Origin of the sequence: Pseudomonas sp. NFX1 (assembly GCF_051123555.1) — a bacterium.
Lineage (GTDB): Bacteria > Pseudomonadota > Gammaproteobacteria > Pseudomonadales > Pseudomonadaceae > Aquipseudomonas > Aquipseudomonas capeferrum.
In genome coordinates, this window is the sequence record NZ_CP169366.1 from 1,649,335 (window position 1) to 1,669,800 (window position 20,466).

General features: G+C 64.7%; 19 protein-coding genes. 11 read left to right on the top strand and 8 right to left on the bottom strand.

What is annotated here, in order from left to right:
* Positions 1 to 33: 33 nt before the first annotated feature.
* Positions 34 to 648, top strand: coding sequence for a Yip1 family protein (locus DJ563_RS07110; protein WP_047583215.1), 615 nt, complete (start codon positions 34 to 36; stop codon positions 646 to 648).
* Between the two features lie 19 nt (positions 649 to 667).
* Here DJ563_RS07110 and DJ563_RS07115 read toward each other — a convergent pair whose 3' ends face one another.
* The 4 genes from DJ563_RS07115 to DJ563_RS07130 form a co-directional block, all read right to left on the bottom strand.
* Positions 668 to 928, bottom strand: coding sequence for a DUF1652 domain-containing protein (locus tag DJ563_RS07115; RefSeq protein ID WP_434519136.1), 261 nt, complete (start codon positions 926 to 928; stop codon positions 668 to 670).
* Between the two features lie 186 nt (positions 929 to 1,114).
* Positions 1,115 to 1,996 (bottom strand): pirin family protein, encoded by an 882-nt coding sequence (locus DJ563_RS07120; protein WP_274097870.1) that lies wholly within the window; start codon positions 1,994 to 1,996, stop codon positions 1,115 to 1,117.
* A gap of 101 nt (positions 1,997 to 2,097) precedes the next feature.
* Positions 2,098 to 2,967, bottom strand: a complete 870-nt coding sequence (locus tag DJ563_RS07125; protein ID WP_434519137.1) for an alpha/beta fold hydrolase — start codon at positions 2,965 to 2,967, stop codon at positions 2,098 to 2,100.
* Between the two features lie 21 nt (positions 2,968 to 2,988).
* On the bottom strand, positions 2,989 to 3,618 hold the full coding sequence (locus DJ563_RS07130) for a LysE family translocator (protein ID WP_077068416.1): 630 nt from the start codon (positions 3,616 to 3,618) through the stop codon (positions 2,989 to 2,991).
* 125 nt (positions 3,619 to 3,743) lie between these two features.
* On the opposite strand from DJ563_RS07130, the gene DJ563_RS07135 reads away from it, so the two are divergent.
* Positions 3,744 to 4,223 (top strand): GNAT family N-acetyltransferase, encoded by a 480-nt coding sequence (locus DJ563_RS07135; RefSeq protein WP_274097868.1) that lies wholly within the window; start codon positions 3,744 to 3,746, stop codon positions 4,221 to 4,223.
* Between the two features lie 121 nt (positions 4,224 to 4,344).
* On the opposite strand, the gene DJ563_RS07140 is transcribed toward DJ563_RS07135, so the two are convergent.
* The 4 genes from DJ563_RS07140 to DJ563_RS07155 all read right to left on the bottom strand — a co-directional run bounded on the left by DJ563_RS07140 (position 4,345) and on the right by DJ563_RS07155 (position 9,951).
* Positions 4,345 to 5,271, bottom strand: coding sequence for an aliphatic sulfonate ABC transporter substrate-binding protein (locus DJ563_RS07140; protein WP_434519138.1), 927 nt, complete (start codon positions 5,269 to 5,271; stop codon positions 4,345 to 4,347).
* 3 nt (positions 5,272 to 5,274) lie between these two features.
* Positions 5,275 to 6,318: an L-glyceraldehyde 3-phosphate reductase gene (mgrA, locus tag DJ563_RS07145; RefSeq protein ID WP_274097866.1), complete on the bottom strand. Its 1,044-nt coding sequence runs from the start codon at positions 6,316 to 6,318 to the stop codon at positions 5,275 to 5,277.
* Positions 6,315 to 7,649, bottom strand: coding sequence for an LLM class flavin-dependent oxidoreductase (locus DJ563_RS07150; RefSeq protein WP_434519139.1), 1,335 nt, complete (start codon positions 7,647 to 7,649; stop codon positions 6,315 to 6,317). The genes mgrA and DJ563_RS07150 overlap by 4 nt, the downstream gene beginning before the upstream one ends.
* 97 nt (positions 7,650 to 7,746) lie before the next feature.
* Positions 7,747 to 9,951: a TonB-dependent receptor gene (locus DJ563_RS07155; RefSeq protein WP_434519140.1), complete on the bottom strand. Its 2,205-nt coding sequence runs from the start codon at positions 9,949 to 9,951 to the stop codon at positions 7,747 to 7,749.
* A gap of 260 nt (positions 9,952 to 10,211) precedes the next feature.
* On the opposite strand from DJ563_RS07155, the gene DJ563_RS07160 reads away from it, so the two are divergent.
* From DJ563_RS07160 to DJ563_RS07200, 9 genes are all read left to right on the top strand, one after another.
* Positions 10,212 to 11,258, top strand: a complete 1,047-nt coding sequence (locus DJ563_RS07160) for a LacI family DNA-binding transcriptional regulator (RefSeq protein WP_434519141.1) — start codon at positions 10,212 to 10,214, stop codon at positions 11,256 to 11,258.
* A gap of 97 nt (positions 11,259 to 11,355) precedes the next feature.
* Positions 11,356 to 12,246 (top strand): LysR family transcriptional regulator, encoded by an 891-nt coding sequence (locus DJ563_RS07165; protein ID WP_274097862.1) that lies wholly within the window; start codon positions 11,356 to 11,358, stop codon positions 12,244 to 12,246.
* 169 nt (positions 12,247 to 12,415) lie between these two features.
* The gene (locus tag DJ563_RS07170; protein ID WP_434519142.1) at positions 12,416 to 13,552 is read left to right on the top strand and encodes an acyl-CoA dehydrogenase family protein; all 1,137 of its coding nucleotides are present in this window, start codon (positions 12,416 to 12,418) and stop codon (positions 13,550 to 13,552) included.
* Entirely contained in the window at positions 13,549 to 14,493 is a 945-nt protein-coding gene (locus tag DJ563_RS07175) for a D-isomer specific 2-hydroxyacid dehydrogenase family protein (RefSeq protein ID WP_434519143.1), read from the top strand. Before DJ563_RS07170 ends, DJ563_RS07175 begins: the two co-directional genes overlap by 4 nt.
* A 21-nt stretch (positions 14,494 to 14,514) precedes the next feature.
* Entirely contained in the window at positions 14,515 to 15,309 is a 795-nt protein-coding gene (locus DJ563_RS07180; RefSeq protein ID WP_434519144.1) for a class II aldolase/adducin family protein, read from the top strand.
* A gap of 43 nt (positions 15,310 to 15,352) precedes the next feature.
* Positions 15,353 to 16,981, top strand: a complete 1,629-nt coding sequence (locus tag DJ563_RS07185; RefSeq protein ID WP_434519145.1) for an ABC transporter substrate-binding protein — start codon at positions 15,353 to 15,355, stop codon at positions 16,979 to 16,981.
* Entirely contained in the window at positions 16,978 to 17,928 is a 951-nt protein-coding gene (locus tag DJ563_RS07190; protein WP_274097857.1) for an ABC transporter permease, read from the top strand. Before DJ563_RS07185 ends, DJ563_RS07190 begins: the two co-directional genes overlap by 4 nt.
* Before the next feature lie 2 nt (positions 17,929 to 17,930).
* Entirely contained in the window at positions 17,931 to 18,821 is an 891-nt protein-coding gene (locus tag DJ563_RS07195; protein ID WP_274097856.1) for an ABC transporter permease, read from the top strand.
* Entirely contained in the window at positions 18,818 to 20,434 is a 1,617-nt protein-coding gene (locus tag DJ563_RS07200) for a dipeptide ABC transporter ATP-binding protein (RefSeq protein WP_434519146.1), read from the top strand. The genes DJ563_RS07195 and DJ563_RS07200 overlap by 4 nt, the downstream gene beginning before the upstream one ends.
* Positions 20,435 to 20,466: the final 32 nt, after the last annotated feature.

The window sequence follows — 20,466 nt, forward strand, 5'->3', positions numbered from 1 at the left end:
TAGCACAAGAGCCCATGCCTTCTGGAGATCGCCATGAACAGTCCGTTGCTCAAGCTCTTCACCCACCCGTCTGATGCCTGGATGGAGATCCGCCGGGCCGAAGAAGACCACCCGCAGCAATACCTGCCGCGCCTGCTGGCGCTGGCGTTGATCCCTGCCGTGTGCCTCTTCGTCGGCACTACCACCTTTGGCTGGAGCCTTGCCGGCGAAGAACGCGTGCGCCTGAGCCTCGTCAGCGCGGCGCAGCTGGCGTGCCTGCTGTATGCCGTCACGGTGGTCGGGGTGATGATCATGGGGGTGATGATCCGCTGGATGTCACGCGGCTTTGACGCACAACCCAGCCTGCAGCAATGCATCGGCTTTGCCGCCTACTGCGCAACGCCGTGGTTTTTTGCCGGGGTTGTCGGGTTGCTGCCGATTCGCTGGCTGGCACTGGTGGCGCTGCTGGCCGCCTCGGCGTATGCCAGCGTGCTGCTGTTCGGCGGTTTGCAGACTTTCTTACGCCTGCGCAAGGAACAGGCAATGCTGTTCGCCGCCTGTGTGTGGGGGGTTGGGCTATTGGTGCTGGTGACCATCCTGGTGTCGATGATCCTGTTCTGGTTCAACGGCCTGATGCCGGAGTATGTGCGCCCGGCCAGCCTGGGCTGACCGGGCTCTACGGGCAGGCTCAGGCAATCGCCCTGAGCGGCGTGGTGGGTTTGTCACGCAGCGCGTGCAACTGCGTAACCAGGTTCACCACGTCGCGGCAACTGTTGAGGCCCTGCAGGTCTACCCCGGTCAGGGTCACCCCCTCTTCCAGGCTTTGCCCCTGGCCCAGGCGAATGGTCAGGTGAGCGCCATCCGCGCAACTGACTTCGCAGCGATCAGGCAGGCAGGCTTGCTCGATCATCTGCCGCATTTCCAGCATTGAAACGCCTATCAACGACATTGTACGACCCTCTCTGTACTGGATGGCCTATTGGTTAGGTACGCCTTTGCCAGGCAAGGTGCCAATTGATATTGCGCATGCTCCGGCGGCCGTCCATGCGCCAGAGCAATGATCGTGCGGGGAATCACCTAGCACCTTAGTGGAAGATCGCTGGTGGGCCAGTACTGTTCGATCGGCTGCTGGCAGTTAACGACGAGCGGTCTCGGCCTGCATCTGCCCGAACCGTCCGGCATGGAAATCATCGAACGATTCTGCGATTTCTGCCTCGCTGTTCATTACGAACGGCCCGTAACCAACGATCGGCTCATCGATCGGTTCACCGCTGAGCAACAGCACGCTGGCGTCTTCCAGCGCCTCGATGGCAATGCCCTCACCGCCACGCTCGAACAGCACCAGGCTGGCCGGCCCGGCTTCGCGTTCACCGTTGACCCGCACGCTGCCGCGCAACACCACCAGGGCTGCATTACGCCCCGCCGCGACGGGCAGTTGCACGCTCGCCTGAGCGTTCAAACGCATGTCCCAGACATCCATGGCGGTAAAGGTCCGCGCAGGGCCTGGTTGCCCTTGGTACTCACCTGCGATCACCCGCAGGCTGCCACCGTCGCCGTCCAGCGCCACTACAGGGATGTCCGTGGCCAGCAGCGTCTGGTACCCCGCCGCAGCGCGCTTGTCACGCGCAGGCAGGTTGACCCACAGCTGCACCATCTCCAGCGTACCGCCACTGCGGGCAAACGCCGGGGCGTGGAACTCTTCATGGAGGATGCCATTGGCAGCTGTCATCCATTGCACGTCGCCTGGGCCGATCAGGCCCCCCGCCCCCGTCGAGTCACGGTGCTCCAGTTCGCCCTGGTAGACGATGGTCACGGTCTCGAAACCACGGTGCGGATGTTGCCCGACGCCGCGCCGGGCGCTGGTCGGGGTAAAGGTGTGCGGGCCGGCATAGTCCAGCAACAGGAACGGGCTGATCTGGCTGGCCAGGTTGTCATAGGTGAACAGGCTGCGCACCGGGAAGCCATCGCCTACCCAGTGGGGGTGAGGGCTGCGGTGAATACCCAGAATCTTTTTCATGAGAAGTCTCCTCTCTCTTGGCTGGGATCACCTTACCAATGATACCAATCAGCCGGTAGACGGCTGAAATAGCATGCATCGTTCCACCAATAGGACAACCTTCAGTTTAGAAAGCTAAGCACGGACGCTGCCGCCAGCGCTGGGTCTTCCTGCATGAAACAGTGCCCACCCGCGACCTGCTGGGCAGTCACGTTCGGGTTCAGCGCCACCAGGCGCTTCACCGAATGCGGTACGAAGGGGTAGGTCTGTTCGCCATACAGCACCCGCGTCGGTGTCTGGATCGCGGCCAGGTTCGCCCACATGCGTTTGGGGAACGAACTGAAAATCTCCACCTCGCGGCTGGGCCGACACTTGAGTACCACCGCCTCGCCGCAATCGCCAATGGCATGCTCGACATAGGCTTGCAGCGCCGCATCGCTCCAGCCTTTGAAGATACCGCGGCCCTGCAGCGAGGCCAGCGCTGTTTCGCGATCGGGCCAATGGCTGCGGCGGCTGGCAGCCTTGCGCGCCAAGGCATGGCGCTGGTGCAGGCCAACCAGCGCGGCGGCGCCCATCACGCCGATCATGCTGCGGCTGAACAACACCGGGTCGAGCAGCACGGCGCGCTCGAACAACGGCGGCTTACTGGCCAGGATCAGCCCCGTGAGCACGCCACCAAAACTGTGCCCGAGGGCAACACGCGACACCTCACCATATTCGCCACGCCCGCGCTCGAACGCCTCCACTGCCAATTCAGCCGTGCGGTTCCAGCCGCGAAACGCACCGCCATGGTCGCTGTCGCCATGGCCTTGCACATCGCACAGCCACAGGTCGAAGTGCTCGCCCAGGCGCATCAGCAACGGCTGGTAGGCCAGGCAGCAGAAGCCGTTGCCATGCAGAAAATGCAACAAAGGCTTGCCACTGGCCGGTGTACGCCAGCCGCGCAGGGTGAAGCCTTCGGAGCAATGGTGGGACCACGGGATCAACTGCATGGGCTTGCTGTACTCATCGGTCTATGAAAACGCCGATTCTACAAACAGCAGCGGGTATAGCGAAATCACCAGTAGCACGGCCATCAGGACATTGAACAGCATCAGCCAACGCGGATTCTGCAACAGGTTGCGCAAGGCGCTGCCGAACATGACCCAGACCCCGACGCTGGGCAGGTTGACCAGGGCGAACAGCGCGGCGATGACGACCACGTTCATCACGTACCCCTGGGCCGGTGTGTAGGTGGTGATTGCCCCCACTGCCATTACCCAGGCCTTGGGGTTGACCCACTGAAATGCCGCAGCGCCCCAGAAGCCCAACGGTTTGCGGGCGCTGCCCGAGGCTGTGCCGATCGGCCCCGAGGTGGCGATCTTCCAGGCCAGGTACAACAGGTAGGCGGCGCCTGTGTAGCGCAGGATGGTGTACAGCGCCGGCCATGCCTTGAACACCTCGCCCAGCCCCAAACCGACTGCCAGCACCATGACCATGAAACCGACACTGATGCCAATGGCATGCGGGATCGAACGGCGCACGCCGAAGTTCACGCCGGAGGCCAGCAGCATGGTGTTGTTCGGCCCCGGGGTGATGGAGGATACGAAGGCAAACAGCACAAAGGCTGTCAGCAGGTCGGCAGAGGCAAGCATGGCAGGCATTCCACAATCATTATTGGTGCTGTCACACTAACGGAGTCGCCCTGCCTTGCGACCGGTACAATTTCGCTAAATTAAATAGATACAAATACTGTACCGATTTCGTTCAGTTCAAGGAAGCCTGCCCCATGAGCCTCACCATTCGCCCCGCCGTGCGTACCGATGCCGCGCAGATTCTGGCATTCATCACCGAACTTGCCGACTACGAACGTGCCCGGCACGAGGTCGTTGCGTCTGTCGACGACATCGAGCGCAGCCTGTTTGACGAAGGCAGTACCGTGCATAGCCTGATCTGCGAGCGTGATGGCCTGGCGGTTGGTTTTGCCGTGTACTTCTACAGCTATTCGACCTGGCTCGGGCGCAATGGCATCTACCTCGAAGACCTGTACGTGACGCCCGAGCAGCGCGGCGATGGCGCTGGGCGCAAACTGCTGCGCCATATTGCCAGCGAGGCCGTGGAGAACAATTGCGGGCGCCTGGAATGGAGCGTGCTGGACTGGAACGCGCCGGCAATCGGGTTTTACCAGTCGTTGGGCGCCGAGGCGCAGAGTGAGTGGCTTCGGTATCGGCTCGATGGCGAGAAGCTGCTGGCGTTTGCGCGGGGTTGACCCTGGAAACCGCCGGCAGCTCTTTAGAGTCACCTTAAGTAACTTATTAACATATAACTCTAGCTATCTGATTTAGATTAATTTTTTTGGTGGGGTCAGCCTCTCCCACCACAGTACAGGTTCAATCCCGCTGCCACACCGCCCCGGCGATATCCACCTGCTTGGGCAGCACCTTGTTCTGGAAAAACAGCTCCGCCGTGCGCTGCTGCGCCGCGATGATTTCATTGCTCACCGGTATCACGGGCGAAGCTGGCCGATGGCTGAAGCTGCGCCGTACCACCTCCTCCGGCAACCCCATGAACTGTGCCAGCAACTGAATGCTGCCCGCTTCATCGCTGCGCGTGAGGGCCTCGGCCCGGCTGATCTCATCGAGCAGTTGGCCAACGAACGTTCCATTCGCCTCGACATAACCACGCGCCCCCAGCATGAACGGCCCGATCAACCCCAGCCCTTGGCCGTCGGCCAGCAGCCGCGCCTTGCCCTCCAGGTCGATCGCCGAATAGAACGGGTCCCAGATCGCCCAGGCATCCACGCTGCCGCGCTCGAACGCGGCGCGGGCATCGGCGGGCGCCAGGTACACCGGCTGCACATCGCGGATACTCAAGCCGGCCTTGGCCAGGCTGCGCAGCAACAGGTTATGCGCACTGGAACCTTTCTGCAGGGCAATCCGCTTGCCCTTAAGGTCAGCGACGCTGGCGACCGCGCTGCCCTTGGGCAACAGGATCACCTCGGCTTGCGGCTTGGGTGGTTCCGCGCCGATGTACAGCAGGTCGGCACCAGCCGCCTGGGCGAAGATCGGCGGGATGTCGCCGGTGGAGCCGATGTCGAGGCTGCCAATATTCAGAGCCTCGAGCATCTGTGGGCCGGCCGGGAACTCGATCCATTGGACCCGGGTATTGGCAAAGCGCTGCTCCAGAAAACCATGCTGCTTGGCCAGGACCAGGCTGATCGAACCCTTCTGATAGCCAATACGTAACGTCGCAGGGTCCGCCGCCTGGGCAGTTCCAACAAAGCTCAGCAGCAAGACGGCAAGGCGCAGCACACGCATCGGTCACTCCTTCCAGTCGGTCGAGGGTTTTTCCCAGAGGTTGATCCCGCCTTCCACGGCGTACTGGTCGATGGCCGCCAGCTCCTCGGGGGTGAACGACAGGTTGTCGAGCGCGGCAACGTTTTCGATGATCTGCTCGGGCCGGCTCGCGCCAATCAGCGCCGAACTCACGCGCGGGTCGCGCAGCGTCCAGGCCAGGGCCAGCTGGGCCAGGCTCTGGCCACGCTCACGGGCAATGTCGTTGAGCGCACGGGCACGGGCGATGTTGGCCTGCGACAGGTGCTGAGGCAACAACGAGCCACCGCCAGCGCGGTTGACCCGGGCATCGGCGGGAATGCCGTTCAGGTACTTGTCGCTGAGCAGGCCCTGCGCCAGCGCGGTGAACACGATCACCCCGGCGCCGAGCGCGTCGGTGGTGGCCAGCAGGTCGCGCTCGATCCAGCGGTTGAACAGGTTGTACGAAGGCTGGTGTATCAGCAACGGCACTTTCAGTTCAGCCAGCAGTGCGGCAATCTCGGCGGTCTTGCCGGCCGAGTAGGAAGAAATGCCCACATACAGCGCCTTGCCCTGGCGCACGATGTCGGCCAGGGCAATGGCGGTTTCCTCCAGCGGGGTGTCGGCATCGAAGCGGTGCGAATAGAAGATGTCGACGTAATCAAGGCCCAGGCGCTGCAGGCTCTGGTCCAGGCTGCTGATCAGGTATTTGCGCGAGCTGCCGCCCTGCCCGTACGGGCCAGGCCACATGTCCCAGCCCGCCTTGCTCGAGATAACCAGCTCGTCGCGGTAGCTGCGCAGGTCCTCACGCAGCAAACGGCCGAAATTGCGCTCGGCGCTGCCATAGGGCGGGCCGTAATTGTTGGCCAGGTCGAAGTGGTTGATGCCGGCATCGAATGCCGTGCGCAGCAAGGCGCGCTGGGTGTCGATAGGCGTCGCGTCGCCAAAATTGTGCCACAGGCCCAGGGACAGGGCCGGCAACACCAGGCCACTGCGGCCAACACGGCGGTAAGGCATGCGCGCGTAGCGCTCGGGGTTGGCTGCATAGCTCATGGTTGACCTCGTTCGGTAAAGAAGGGATTGGCAGGGCGTTGCAGGCCCAGGTGTTGACGCAAGGTTCGGCCCTGGTACTGGCGGCGGAACAGCCCGCGGCGCTGCAGTTCGGGTACGACCTGGCAGGCGAAATCCTCAAGCCCGAGGGGCAAGTGCGGCACCAGCACGTTGAAGCCATCAGCGCCGCGGCCCTCGAACCAGGCCTGCAGTTCATCGGCGATGTGCGTCGCGGTGCCGATCAGGCTGTAGTGCCCTCGCCCGCCGGCGATGCGCCGGCCCAGCTGCGCCAGTGTCAGTTGTTCGTTGCCGGCCAGTTCGGTAAGCAGTTGCTGGCGGCTGCGCTGGCCATCTTCGGTGGGCGGCAGTTCGGGCAGCGGGCCGTCAAGCGGGTACCCGGACAGGTCGAAGTTGCCGAGCATGCGCCCGAGCAAACCGACGCCTACACGCGGGTCGACCCGTTCCTGAAACTGCTGGTACTTCTCTTCGGCTTCAGCCTGGCTGTGCCCGACCACCACAAACACGCCGGGCATGATCTTCAGCGAATCCTCGTGCCGCCCGTACGCGGCCAGGCGGCCCTTGAGGTCGGCATAGAAGGCTTGGGCGCGGACCAGGCTCGGTTGCGCGGTAAACACCACTTCGGCAGTTTGCGCGGCCAGCTCGCGACCGGCTTGCGAGGACCCGGCCTGCACCAGCACGGGCCGCCCCTGGGGCGAACGTGCAACGTTCAGCGGGCCTTTGACGCGAAAGTGCTCACCGGCATGGTTCAGTGCGCGCACGCCATCAGGGCGGTGGAACAACCCGCTGGCCTTGTCACGCACGAAGGCATCGTCCGCCCAGCTGTCCCACAGGCCCTGCACCACCTGCTGGAACTCACGGGCCCGGGCATACCGCTCGGCATGCGGGATATGCGCCTGGCGGCCGAAGTTGCCGGCTTCGGCGGCCGCATCGGAGGTGACCAGGTTCCAGCCGGCGCGGCCACCGGACAGATGGTCCAGCGAGGCGAACTTGCGGGCCACGTGGTACGGCTCGTTGTAACTGGTGGTGACGGTGGCGATCAGGCCGATGTGTTCGGTGACTGCGCTCAGTGCCGAGAACAAGGTCAGCGGCTCGAAGTAGGTGGAGCGGGCGCTGTGGCTGGCCAGGGCATCGGTTGGCGCGGCGACGCTGTCAGCGACGAACAACGCATCGAAGCAGGCAGCCTCGGCGATCTGCGCGGCGCGGCGGTAGCTGCTGAAGTCCATGGGGTCAGCCGGTACGTCCGGGTGCCGCCAGGCGGCCACGTGGTGCCCGGTGGCCATGAGGAAGGCGCCCAGGCTGAGTTGGCGACGCATGTCGATCTCCTTGTGAAGGGTTAAGGTCGCAAGCAAGCTGCCTGCACGGTGGGTGCTTCTGCCACCCAACCGTGCGTGCCCGGCATACTGCGGTTGGTCAGAAGTCCTTGCGCACCTGCACGCCGAAGTAGCGCCCGTCATCGCGCGGCACGGAGCGGTAGATGTAGTCACCGCCGCTGGCCAGCATCTGCGCATACGACTTGTCACCCAGGTTCTTGCCCAGCAACGCCACGCGCCAGCCATCGTTGTAGTCGGCCAGGGCGATGCTGGCGTTCCAGATGCCGTAGGCGCCTTGCACAGTGTCGGGGTTCTGGTCGAGGCTGAACTGCACCGCGTCCTGCCAGCTGTAGTCACTGGAAAGCTCGACATCCAGGCCGTTGTCCAGCGGGATCACGTAGTCCGCGCGCACGTAGGTCTTCCAGTCCGGGGTAAACGGCAAGTGGCCACCGTCGATGTTGCAGTTGGCGGCCGCCCCTGCCGGGCAGTTGAAGTGATCGACACGGGCCTTGGTGTAGGCCACCGCCGTGGTGAACTTCAACTGCGACGTGGCCTGGAAGCTGGCGTCCAGCTCCACACCCTGGGTCTTGACCTTGCCGGCGTTGACCAGGCGGGTTACCACCTGGTTGGCCACCGTGTCGAAGAAGTTGGCCTGGTAGTTGTCGTAGTCGGTGTGGAATACCGCCAGGTTGGCCGTCAGGCGGTTGTCTAGCGCCGTGCTTTTCAGGCCGATTTCGTAGGCGTCGGAGGTTTCCGGTTTGAGGGCGTCAGTGTCGCGCGGCTGCATGTTGAAGAACACGTTGTAGGCCGGGCCTTTGTAGCCGCGCGAATAGGTGACGTAGCCAGTCAGGTTGTCGCTGAAGTCGTACTGCAGGCCGGTGCGCCCGCTCCAGCCGTCTTCATCCACCGAACCCGAGCTTGCCGTCGAAGGCTGGATGCCGGTGACCGCAGTGGCCGAGGTAGAGACGCGGCGGTGATCGTATTCCAGGTCGTCGTGGGTCCAGCGCAGGCCGAAGATGGCCCGCAAGTCGTCAGTGAAGTTGAAGGTGTTCTCACCGAACAGCGCGACGCTGTCGTTGCTTGTCGAGTAGTCCGCCCGCCCGTTGTTGGCCACGCTGTCGTTGACCGACAGGCGCCGGTAGGTTTCGTTGGAGGTGCCGTGCATGTAGAAGGCGCCGAGCACGTACTCGTTGAACTGCCCTTTGGGCGAGGTCAGGCGAAACTCCTGGCTGTACTGGTCATAGTCCACAGTGCCCTTGTCATGGGAGGCGGTCACGGGCAGCAATGCACGGCGGTCGCCGTCCTGGTACTGGGTGTTGTCCCAGCCGCGCCAGGCGCTGATCGAGGTCAGCGTGTAGTCACCCAGCTGCCAGTCGAGCTGGGCCGACAGGCCCTGGTTCTGGTCTTCGACATGGGTCTTGAAGTCGCTGTTGATGTCGCGGTTGTGGGCACTTGGCGTGACGGGGCGCAGTGGGTCGGCAACCCCGGCACTCGCGCGGGTGATCACACCGCTGGGCAGCGTGTCTTCGCCGTTCATGTAGTCGGCGATCAGGGTCAGGCGCAGCTCTTCGTTGGGTTCGAACTCCAGCTTGCCACGGGCACCCTTGCGTTGGTAACCGTTGACGTCGTGGCCGTTGGCGACGTTTTCGACATTGCCGTCGTAGTCGCCCCACAGGGTGCTCAGCGAACCCTTGAGCTGTTCGCTGAGGCGTCCACCGATGCCGAAGCGCAGGCGGTTCTCATCGCCACCGCCAAAGTGCGAGTAGTCCACATAACCCTGGGTGTGCTCGGGGATGGCCTTGCTGACCACGTTCAGCACACCGGCCGAGGCGTTCTTGCCGAACAGCGTGCCTTGCGGGCCACGCAGTACCTCGATGCGCTCCAGGTCGAGCAGGTCGAGGGTAGACTGCCCGGGGCGGCCAAACACGACGCCGTCGACCACCGTGGCCACGGTAGGTTCGACGCCGGGGGATGTGGAAATGGTGCCTACACCACGGATGAACAGCGACGTGTCCTTGTTCGAAGCGCCTGCACGGTAATTGAGGGTTGGCACCTGCTGAACGATGCTGGCCACGTTGTTGCGGTTGTCACGCTCGAGCTGCTCACCGTCGATCACCGATACCGCCACGGGGACTTCCTGCAGGGTGGCTTCGCGGCGGGTGGCGGTGACGGTCACCGCGCCCAGCGCCGTGGCTTGCGCTGCTTGGGCAGGCTCATCGGCCTGGGCGCCATGGCCGAAGGCGGCCAACAGAATAGCCGCGACCAGCGGCCGGCGTTGCGTGGTTGGAAACGGAGTTGTCTGCATGCTGCTCACTGCCTTATGGGACCAGACCAGGCCCACATTCACGGGCCGACACGGAGGGTGCTGTGGTTGTCTGGTCTCGCTCGAGCGAGTGGCAGGCGCTTGCCAACAGCAGCGCTTGTTAGCGCTAACATGAACAAGTATCAGAGCCTGTCACTTAGCACGTCAAATACTTAAAAGTCAGATTGATATGCAATAAAGCTATTTGCCAGCCGCCCTCGCGTTAGCGCTAACATCGCGCCATTTCCCCAGGAGGCGAGCCCGTGAGCCAGGCCAAGGATCCACCCCGCAAGCGTCGTGGCGCAGGCCGTGCCACGCTGGCCGACGTGGCACGCGCCGCCGAGGTTTCGGCAATCAGCGTGTCGCGCTACTTCAACCAGCCCGAGCAAGTGTCGCCGCCCCTGCGCGAGCGCATCGAGGCTGCCGTGCAGGCGCTGGGCTATGTCCCTAACCTAGTTGCCGGTGGCCTCGCCTCGGCGCGGGGGCGCATTGTTGGCATGGTGATACCGAACATCTCGGGGCCCATTTTCGCCCAGACCATCCAGGCCTTCAGCGACACCCTCAGCCGCCACGGCTATCAGTTGCTGTTGGCGTCCAGCTACTTCAGCGAAGAACAGGAAGAGAGCGCAGTACGCGCCTTCCTCGGCTGGTCGCCCGCAGCGCTGGTGGTCACCAGCCATTTTCATAGCCCGGCGACTGAAAAGATGCTGGCCGAGGCAGACGTGCCGGTGGTGGAAATCTGGGATTACCGCCCCGAGCGGGCGCCCTTGCAGGTCGGCTTTCTGCATCACCAGGTGGGCGTGCAGGCATGCCGCTACCTGCTGGACAAAGGGTATCGACGCATTGCCTTCGTGCAGAACAGCGCGGCCGGTGACCTGAGTGCGCTGGAGCGGCGCGACGGGTACATCGAGGCCTTGCGCGATGCCGGGCTTGAGCCCTGGGTTTTCGTGCCCTCGGCTGACTGCGCGCCGTTCGAGGCGGGCAAGCAGGCGATGCAAGCGCTGATCCGCCGTGCGCCGCGGCCCGAAGCGATCATCTTCGCCAACGACAACCTGGCCGCAGGCGCCGTGCTCGCCGGCCAACGTGCAGGGCTGCGGCTGCCGCAAGACATGGCGATCGTCGGCTTTGGCGACTACCCGTTCGCCGACATGCTGTTGCCCAGCCTGACCACACTCAGGCCGCCGTCGCGGGAGATTGGCGAGGTGGCGGCCTTGCGCGTGTTGCAGCACCTGGGCGTGGTCGCCCATGAAGGCGAAGTGCAGCGCCTGAACCTGCTGACGTGCGAGTTGGTAGCCCGCGAAAGCGCCTGACGGGCAGCGCTCGACACACTTGGCGCTATGACATTCCGTGCAATGAGGATTATTCTCCCCAGGTATGTTCCACAGCCCCAATATGTGAGCGCCGAATATGAAAATCGATGACATGGACGCCTTCGTGGCGGTCATCCGCTGCCAGTCGACCAACCTCGCCGCCGAGGCCTTGCAACTGACCCAGCCGGCCATCACCCGCCGGGTGCAGAACTTCGAGGAAGACCTCGGCGCCACCCTCCTCGACCGCAACACCAAACCGCTCAAGCCCACGCCAATGGGCCTGCGGGTGTATGAGCAATGCAAGGCGATCCTGCGCGAGATCGACTCGCTGCGTGAATTGGTGGCCAATGACGGTGCCCCGTCCGGCACCTTGCGCCTGGGCGTGCCGCAGACCCTGGGCGATGTGGTGCTGCTCGACGCCCTGGCGCAGATACGTGATACCTACCCGGTGCTACGCACCCAGGTCACCAGCGGCTGGGGCAGCAGCCTGATCGCGCGCATGGAAAACGGCGAACTCGATGCGGCCGCCGCGCTGTTTCCGCCCGGCAAAATCTTCCCCGAAGGCATCACCAGCCGCTCGATAGGGCGCATGCCGTTACGGGTAGTGGCGGCCAAGGGCAGCGCCAGCAAGCGCAGTTACAAGTTGAAAGACTGCTACACCCGCGGCTGGGTGCTCAACCCTGACGGCTGCGGTTTTCGCGCGGGGCTACAGCGTGCCTTGAGCGAACAGGGGCTGAGTTTGTCGATCAACCTGGAGACCTTTGGCACCGACCTGCAACTGGGGCTCGTCGCCAGCGGCCAAGGGCTGGGGCTGGTGCCCGAGCCGCTGCTGCAGAGCAGCCGCCATCGGGATGCGTTGGATGTGGTCAACGTGACGGATTTCAAACCGCAGGTGGATTTGTGGCTGTTCCATCCGCGTTATCTGGGCAACCTGCAGGAGCCGGTGGAGCTGTTCGGCGAGATTGCCGGTAATCGGCTGCAGGCGTGACGCTGGCCGCTCCGGCAATGGCAATCGCAACTTAATAAAATTTTTGCATAATAAAAATAGCTTCTATTCTACAAACAAATAATTAGCATAGAACTAAAAAGACTTTTACAGCGTTCATCCATACGAATACGGTCTTAGAAACCCACCGTGTTCCAGGGATGAATACTCCATGAGTCACCCCCCATCTGCTAGCGCGCTAGCCGAACTGACCCAGGCCCTTGCCGCCAACGCCGAGCGCTATGACCGCAGCGGTCAGTTCCCGGCCGACAATTTCAGCCTGCTCCATCGTCACGGCCTGCTGAGCCTCACCGTACCCCGATCGCTGGGCGGCGGCGGTGCCGACCTGGCCACCGCGCGCCAGGTGGTTGCTGCCGTCGGCAAGGGCGACCCGTCCACCGCGCTGATTCTGGTCATGCAGTACCTGCAGCATTTTCGCCTGCAGGAAGAAGCCCGCTGGCCCGAGCACCTGCGCCTGCAGGTGGCCCGTGACGCGGTGGCCAACGGGGCGCTGATCAACGCCTTTCGCGTCGAGCCCGAGCTGGGCACGCCCGCCCGTGGTGGCCTGCCAGCCACCGTGGCGCGGCGCACCACTGAAGGTTGGCGGCTGTCCGGGCGCAAGATCTACTCCACTGGCAGCTGCGGCCTGACTTGGTACCTGGTGTGGGCCCGCAGCGACGACCGCGACCCGCTGGTCGGGGGCTTCCTGGTACACAAGGACACGCCCGGCATCAGCATCGCCGAAGGCTGGGACCACCTGGGCATGCGTGCTACCTGCAGTCACGAGGTGCGCTTTGACGACGTGCTGGTCCCGCTGGATCACGCCGTCAGTGTCAGCCCCGCCAGCGCACCGCGCCCGGAACTCGACGGCACTGCCATGCTGTGGATGTCCGTGCTGCTGCCGGCGCTCTATGACGGCGTCGCCCAGGCGGCCCGTGACTGGCTGGTAGCGTTCCTCAACCGCCGGGCACCGTCCAACCTGGGCGCGCCGCTGGCCAGCCTGCCGCGCTTTCAGGAGGTGGTGGGGCGCATTGACACCCTGCTGTTCGCCAACCGCAGCCTGCTGGACTCGGCCGTTGCCGGGCAAATCGACCCACGCCATGCCGGGCAGATCAAGCACCTGGTCAGCCGCAACGCCATCCAGGCGGTGGAGCTGGCCATCGAAGCCGCCGGCAATCCAGGGCTGTCGCGCCGCAACCCGCTGGAGCGGCACTACCGTGACGTGCTGTGCAGCCGCATCCACACACCTCAGGACGATGTGCTGCTGGCCCAGGTCGGGCGCGCAGCCTTGGCGGAGGTGGCAGCATGAGCCATTCGATCATTGCCAGCCAGCTTGACCCCCAGGCCAACCACTACCTGCGCGCGCACCTGCCCGACCATGAAGTCATCGACATCGCGCCAGGCCAGTTGCACCTGGATGCCCCCGCCGATGTGTTCATCGTGCGCCCGATCAACATACGCGGTAACCGCGTGGCCACCCCACCGCCCGGCTGGCCGTGGTCGCTGCGGTGGGTGCAAGTGGTGTCGTCAGGCATCGATTTCTACCCTGACTGGGTCTTCCAGGGGCCACCGGTCACCAGCGGCAAGGGCGCCAATGCCGAGCAGGTCGCGGAATTCGCCCTGGCCCTGGTGTTCGCCGCCGCCAAGCAACTGCCGGGCTTGTGGGTCAAGGACAGCGACTGGCGCCTGACGCCGTTGGCACCCCTGCGCGGCCGCACCCTGGGTATCTTCGGCTTCGGCAGCATAGGCCAGAGCCTGGCGCACAAGGCCAGCGCACTGGGCATGCGCATACTGGCGCTGAACCGCCCGGGCCAGCCCCTTGCTGAGGTGCCCGGTGTCGAGCGGGCCGAGCACTTGCAGCACCTGTTCGCACGCAGCGACCACCTGGTCATCGCCGCCCCGCTCACCCCGGCCACGCAAGGGCTGATCGACCGCCAGGTGTTGGCCGCAGCCAAACCAGGCCTGCACCTGATCAACATCGCCCGCGGCGGGCTGCTTGACCAGGGCGCCCTGCTCGAAGCTCTGGACAGCGGCCAGATCGGCCGTGCCAGCCTCGATGTCACCGACCCTGAACCGTTGCCGGCAGGCCACCCGCTGTACGACCACCCCCGTGTATTCCTGTCGCCGCACACCTCGGCGATTTCCGAGGACGGCTACCCCGCGCTGCTCGATGCGTTCCTCGACAACTTTGCCCGTTATCGCGAACAGGCGCCGCTGCGCAACCTGGTCGATATCCAGCGCGGCTACTGACCCTATTTTCTGGAGAACATCATGAGCTCATTGTCCGTCGTATCCCCGCAAGCCAACACCGTTCGCCAGCGCGTCAGCGCCGAGGAATGGGAGGTACGGGTGAAGCTGGCCGCAGCCTATCGCCTGGCCGCCCTGTTCCGCTGGACCGACCACATCTACACGCACTTTTCGGCGCGAGTACCGGGGCCAGACGAACACTTTCTGATCAACGCCTTCGGCTTGCTGTTCGATGAAATCAGTGCCTCCAACCTGGTCAAGGTGGATGTCGACGGCACGATCATCGACGACCCGCTGGGCCTAGGCATCAATCAGGCCGGCTACGTCATCCACAGCGCCATCCACCGCGCCCGGCCCGACCTCAAGGCGGTCCTGCACACCCATACGCGCGACGGCGCTGCCGTATCGGCCCAGCGCGATGGCCTGTTGCCCATTTCCCAACACGCGTTGGCCTATTACAGCCGGGTGGTCTACCACGACTACGAAGGCGTCGCCCTGGACCTGGACGAGCAACAGCGCCTGGTGGGCAACCTGGGTGACAGCAACATCCTGATCCTGCGCAACCACGGCCTGCTCACTGGCGGGGTCAGTGTCGAACATGCGTTTCGCGAGCTGCATGGGCTGGAGCGCGCCTGCAACATTCAAGTGGCGGCGCAGGCCGGGGGCAATGACCAGCTGCTGCATGCGGCACCGGCGGCGATTGCCAAGGTTCACGAGCAATCGAAGCGGTTTTCCGATGGGCTGGGCGAAGGGATTGCGCGGCACTGGGATGCGTTGATCCGGCAGCTGGACCGCGAGGGGCGTGACTACCAGGACTGACTGGCCGCCAAAGGCAACCCAAATTCAAGAGAAGGAACGCCCCATGCCGCGACTCCGCCGTGCCCGCCATCTGCTCAGCGCCTGCACCCTGGCCCTGGCCCTCGCCGGCTGCTCCCCCGCGCCCGAGAACGCCCCCAGCAAAACCCTCAACATCGCCTTCTGGGGCGACAACACCACCCTGGTCAGCGTCGACCCCTTCCAGGTCTACTGGCTCGAACACCGCGTGCTGCTGCGCAATGTCGCCGAATCCCTCACCGACCAGGATCCGGACAGCGGCCGCATCATCCCTTGGCTGGCAAAAAGCTGGGAAGTCAGCGATGACGCCCTGAGCTACACCTTCCACCTGCGCCAAGACGTCAGTTTCAGTAACGGCGAGCGATTCGACGCCCACGCGGTGAAGACCGCCTTCGACACCAACAAAGCGTTCGCCGCGCAGTTGCCGGCCACCTTCGGCGCGACCTACCTCGCCGGCTACGATCACGCCGAAGTGGTCGATGACTTCACCGTGCGCCTGGTGCTGTCACGCCCTAACGCGGGCTTCCTGCAGGCGACCTCGACCACCAACCTGGCCATTCTGGCGCCGGCGTCCTACGCCCTGAGCGCCCAGGAACGTTCGCTGGGCAAGATCATCGGCACCGGCCCGTTCGTGCTCGAACACTACACCCCGGAAGTCGGCGCACGGCTGGTCAAACGCCCGGACTACGCCTGGGCCTCGGCCAATGTGAAAAACCCCGGTGCCGCTCACCTGGATACCGTGGAAATCACCTACATTCCCGAAGAAAGCGTGCGCAACGGCCTGTTTCTGCAGGGCAAGGCCGACATCCTCTGGCCGCGCAACCCGTTCTCCGAAGTCGACCTCAAGCTGTTCCAGGCCAAGGGTGCGACCATTCAGAGCCGTTCGCTGCCTGGCCCGGCGCTCAACCTGTACCCCAACACCCGCAACGACCGCCTGCTGGGCGATCGTCAGGTACGGCTGGCCTTGCAGAAGGCCATCGACCGCACCAGCTACGCGCACACCGTATACAACGCCGAATTCCCGGTGGTGTCCGGGGTGTATGACGTGACTACTCCGTATTTCAAGGCCCAGGCCGACAAGCTCGGCTACGACCCACAGGGCGCCGAGCGCTTGCTCGACGCGGCCGGCTGGCACAAGGGCGACGATGGCTACCGGCACAAGGACGGCAAGCGCCTGACCTTGCGCTACAACCTTACGCCCGCCGAAAGCGCCGGCGACGTGCTGATCCAGGACCAACTGCGCAAGGTCGGCATCGACCTCAAGCTCAACGTGCTGACCCGCGCCGAATGGGTTGCCGGCAATGCGTCGGGCAATTACGACCTCACCTCCACCTACATGACCCGCGCCGACCCGATCATCCTGCAGACCATTCTCGACCCGCGCGCCGCCAACAGCGCCACGCTCGCCACCAACACCTACGAGCCACATACCCTGCCTCAGGCCCAGGCGCTGTTCGACAGCGGCATCACCGCCACCCGCGACGAACAACGGGCTCAAGCCTACGGCCAGTTGCAGGACCTGCTGGTCGACGAAGCCTCGGCGTTTCCGCTTTACGAGCGTGTCTGGCAGGCCGCCACCGCACCCAGGGTCAAGGACTTCCGCTGGACGGCCGAAGGCTTCGCCTTCCTCAGCGATATCCAGGTCGCCCAGCCATGAACCGCTACCTGATCGGTCGTATCGGCCAGGCGCTGCTGGTGTTGTGGGGGGCCTACACCATCACCTACTTCATCCTTTATCTGCTACCAGGCGACACCCTGGCGATCATGCTCAGCGCCTCGGGCATGGAGGCCGATGGCCTGTCGCCCGAAGACTTGGCCAAGGCCCGCGCCTACTATGGGCTGGACAAGGGCCTTTTCGAACAGTACTTCGACCTGCTGTGGCGCGCCGTGCAGGGTGACCTGGGCCGCTCGCTGTCGCTCAACCGGCCGGTCACCGAGTTGCTGGCCGAGCGCCTGCCGCAGACCTTGTCGCTGGCCGGCCTGGCCATCGTGCTGTCGTTGCTCGGTGGCATTGGCCTGGCCTACCTCACGGCCTACCTGCAATGGCGGCCGCTCAAGGTGGTGTTGTCACGCCTGCCGTCACTGGGGTTCTCGGTGCCGGTGTTCTGGATGGGGCTGCTGCTGATCCAGGTGTTTGCCTTTGGCCTGGGCTGGTTCCCGCCCACCGGCAGCCAGGGTTTCGCCAGCCTGGTACTGCCGGCCGTGACCCTGGCCATCCCCAGCGCAGCGGTGTATGCGCAGGTACTGCAGCGTGGTTTCCAGGGCGTCTGGCACGAGCCGTACATCATCACCGCCTTTGCCAAGGGCCTGAGCCGTGCCCAGGTGCAGGCCCGCCACGCCCTGCGCAACGCCGCCCTGCCAATTCTCACCCTGGTTGGCCTGCAGGTGGGCAATACGGTGTCTGGCGCCGTGCTGGTCGAGACCATCTTCTCGCGCAACGGCGTCGGCCGGCTGGCCCAGGAAGCGGTGCTGCGCCAGGACATCCCGGTGGTGCTGGCGATCGTCGCGGTCTCGGCCGCCGCCTTCGTGCTGGTCAACCTGATCGTCGACCTGCTCTACCCCTTCCTTGACCCACGCATCACGCACGCCACGAAGGTGACCTGACCATGACCACCGATACCCGCCTGTTTCGTGCCGCCGCAGCCGCCACGCCCTGGAAGCGCCGCAGCCGCGTGCAACGCCTTGGCCAGGCACTGGCGCCTTTGCTGACGCGCCCAGGTTTCAGCCTGGCGCTGCTGGTGGTGCTGTTTGCGTTGGTCGGCGCCGTGGTACCGCACTGGCTGACCAGCTTCGACCCCTACGCCACGTCACCCGCCGCCAAGCTGACCGCGCCCGGTGCCGAGCACTGGTTCGGCACCGACGAACTGGGCCGCGACCTGTACACCCGCGTGGTGTATGGCGCCAGCCTGTCGGTGCAAGCCGCGCTGCTGGCCGTCGGCATCGCCCTGGCCGGTGGCCTTGGCCTGGGGGTACTGGCCGGCTTCGCCGGTGGGCGCATCGATGCGCTGATCATGCGCGTGGTCGATGTGCTGCTGGCCCTGCCCGGCCTGCTGCTGGCCCTGGCCATCGTCACCGCCATCGGCTTCGGTACGGTGCCTGTGGCGATTGCCGTCGGCGTCGGCATCATCCCAGGCTTCGCCCGCACCACCCGCGCCGAGGTGCTGCGGGTCAAGACCTTGCCCTATGTCGAAGCTGCGCGCCTGGGCGGTGCGAGCTGGGGCCGTACGCTGCTGCGGCACATCCTGCCCAATGCCTGGGGCCCGGTCGCGGTGCTCGCCACCCTGGACTTCGGTGCCGCGATCCTGGCCACCGCTGGCCTGAGCTTCCTGGGCTTCGGCGCAGCGCCACCCGCAGCGGAATGGGGCACGTTGATCGCCAATGGCCGGCACTTTCTGATCACCGCCCCTTGGGTCTCGCTGCTGCCTGGCCTGTTCGTGGTCGCCGTGGTGTTCAGCCTCAACCATCTGGCCCGCAGTTTCGAGGAGAACCACCGATGAGTGAATACCCCCTGATCGTCGTGCGCGACCTCAGCGTCAGCTACCACGCCGGTGGCCATACCACCCAGGCGGTCAAACGCCTGTCGTTTGCCTTGGCCCACGGCGAAACGGTCGCCATCGTCGGTGAGTCCGGCTCGGGCAAGTCGACCCTGGCCACAGCATTGCTCGGCCTGCTGCCGGCCAGCGCCCGGGTCGAGGGTGGCCAGTTGTGGGTCGACGGCATCGACGTGGCACGTGCCAGCGAACGGCAAAAGCGCCAGTTGCGTGGCCGCACCATCAGCCTGGTGCCGCAAGACCCAATGGTCAGCCTCAACCCGACACTGCGCATCGGCCAGCAGATCGGCGAAGCGCTGGTGCTGGCCCAGGGCCGCCGCACTCGCAGCATCGATGCCGATGTGCTGGAACTGCTCGGCCAGGTCGGCCTGGACAACCCTGCTCTGCGTGCCCGTCAGTACCCGCACGAGCTGTCCGGCGGCATGCGTCAGCGGGTGCTGATCGCCATCGCCCTGGCCGGCAACCCGCGCCTGATCATCGCCGACGAACCCACCAGCGCGCTGGACGTGACAGTGCAACGCAAGATCCTCGACCACCTGCAGCGGCTGGTGGCCGAACGTGGCATCTCGCTGTTGATCATCACCCACGACCTGGGCGTGGCCACCGACCGCGCCGACCGTCTGCTGGTGATGAAACAAGGCGAACTGGTCGAGCAGGGCCCACCTCGGCAAATCGTCCAGGCTCCCCAGCATCCCTATACGCGTGACCTGCTTGGCGCAGCGCCCGCCTTCACCCATCGCCGCCGAGCGCGGCCTTTGGCACCGGATTCCTGGCCACTGCTGAGCCTGGAAGGGGTCGGCAAGACGTTCGAGTTGCCAAGGGTAAAGGGGCAGGACAACCGTTTCATCGCCCTGCAGGGCCTCAGCCTGCAGGTGCACCCTGGCCAGACCTTGGCCATCGTTGGCGAATCAGGGTCTGGCAAGAGCACCGCATTACGCATCGCACTCGGCCTGGAGCCGCCCAGCCAAGGGCAGGTGCTGTTCGACCAGCAGGACGTCACCGGCCATGGCTGGCGTGCGTTTCGCCCCTTGCGTCGGCGCATGCAACTGGTCCAGCAAAACCCGTTCGCCGCCCTGGACCCGCGCTTCACCGTGTTCGACAGCATCGTCGAGCCGCTGGTGTCATTCGGCTTGCTCAAGGGCCCAGCGCTTGAACAGGCGGCCCGCCAGCTGATCGAACGCGTGCACCTGCCGGTCAGCTACCTTGACCGCCTGCCCCGCGAGTTGTCTGGCGGCCAGCGCCAGCGGGTGGCCATTGCCCGAGCATTGGCCCTGCAACCCGAGCTGCTGTTGCTCGATGAGCCGGTCAGTGCGCTGGATGTCTCGGTGCAGGCGCAGATCCTGGCGTTGCTGGATGAGTTGCAGCGCGAGCTGGGCATCGCCTATGTGCTGGTGTCCCACGACCTGGCGGTGGTGGCGAGCATGGCGGACCAGGTACTGGTGCTGCGTCATGGTCAAGTAGTGGAGCAAGGCACCGTAGCCGAGGTGTTCGAGCGGCCGTCGAGCGCGTACACCCGCGAGCTGATCGCGGCTATCCCTGGCAATAGAACTGCAGCATGAAGTGTTTCGCTTTCCCAAAGCGTTTTCGGCCT

Excerpts from the sequence above, each read along its gene's own strand:
- DJ563_RS07135 (WP_274097868.1), top strand. The coding sequence starts at position 3,744 with ATGAGCCTCACCATTCGCCCCGCCGTGCGTACCGATGCCGCGCAGATT.
- DJ563_RS07150 (WP_434519139.1), bottom strand. The coding sequence starts at position 7,649 with ATGCGTCGCCAACTCAGCCTGGGCGCCTTCCTCATGGCCACCGGGCAC.
- DJ563_RS07110 (WP_047583215.1), top strand. The coding sequence starts at position 34 with ATGAACAGTCCGTTGCTCAAGCTCTTCACCCACCCGTCTGATGCCTGG.
- DJ563_RS07200 (WP_434519146.1), top strand. The coding sequence starts at position 18,818 with ATGAGTGAATACCCCCTGATCGTCGTGCGCGACCTCAGCGTCAGCTAC.
- DJ563_RS07190 (WP_274097857.1), top strand. The coding sequence starts at position 16,978 with ATGAACCGCTACCTGATCGGTCGTATCGGCCAGGCGCTGCTGGTGTTG.
- DJ563_RS07140 (WP_434519138.1), bottom strand. The coding sequence starts at position 5,271 with ATGCGTGTGCTGCGCCTTGCCGTCTTGCTGCTGAGCTTTGTTGGAACT.
- DJ563_RS07155 (WP_434519140.1), bottom strand. The coding sequence starts at position 9,951 with ATGCAGACAACTCCGTTTCCAACCACGCAACGCCGGCCGCTGGTCGCG.
- DJ563_RS07175 (WP_434519143.1), top strand. The coding sequence starts at position 13,549 with ATGAGCCATTCGATCATTGCCAGCCAGCTTGACCCCCAGGCCAACCAC.
- mgrA (WP_274097866.1), bottom strand. The coding sequence starts at position 6,318 with ATGAGCTATGCAGCCAACCCCGAGCGCTACGCGCGCATGCCTTACCGC.
- DJ563_RS07180 (WP_434519144.1), top strand. The coding sequence starts at position 14,515 with ATGAGCTCATTGTCCGTCGTATCCCCGCAAGCCAACACCGTTCGCCAG.
- DJ563_RS07165 (WP_274097862.1), top strand. The coding sequence starts at position 11,356 with ATGAAAATCGATGACATGGACGCCTTCGTGGCGGTCATCCGCTGCCAG.
- DJ563_RS07185 (WP_434519145.1), top strand. The coding sequence starts at position 15,353 with ATGCCGCGACTCCGCCGTGCCCGCCATCTGCTCAGCGCCTGCACCCTG.
- DJ563_RS07125 (WP_434519137.1), bottom strand. The coding sequence starts at position 2,967 with ATGCAGTTGATCCCGTGGTCCCACCATTGCTCCGAAGGCTTCACCCTG.
- DJ563_RS07120 (WP_274097870.1), bottom strand. The coding sequence starts at position 1,996 with ATGAAAAAGATTCTGGGTATTCACCGCAGCCCTCACCCCCACTGGGTA.
- DJ563_RS07130 (WP_077068416.1), bottom strand. The coding sequence starts at position 3,618 with ATGCCTGCCATGCTTGCCTCTGCCGACCTGCTGACAGCCTTTGTGCTG.
- DJ563_RS07115 (WP_434519136.1), bottom strand. The coding sequence starts at position 928 with ATGTCGTTGATAGGCGTTTCAATGCTGGAAATGCGGCAGATGATCGAG.
- DJ563_RS07195 (WP_274097856.1), top strand. The coding sequence starts at position 17,931 with ATGACCACCGATACCCGCCTGTTTCGTGCCGCCGCAGCCGCCACGCCC.
- DJ563_RS07170 (WP_434519142.1), top strand. The coding sequence starts at position 12,416 with ATGAGTCACCCCCCATCTGCTAGCGCGCTAGCCGAACTGACCCAGGCC.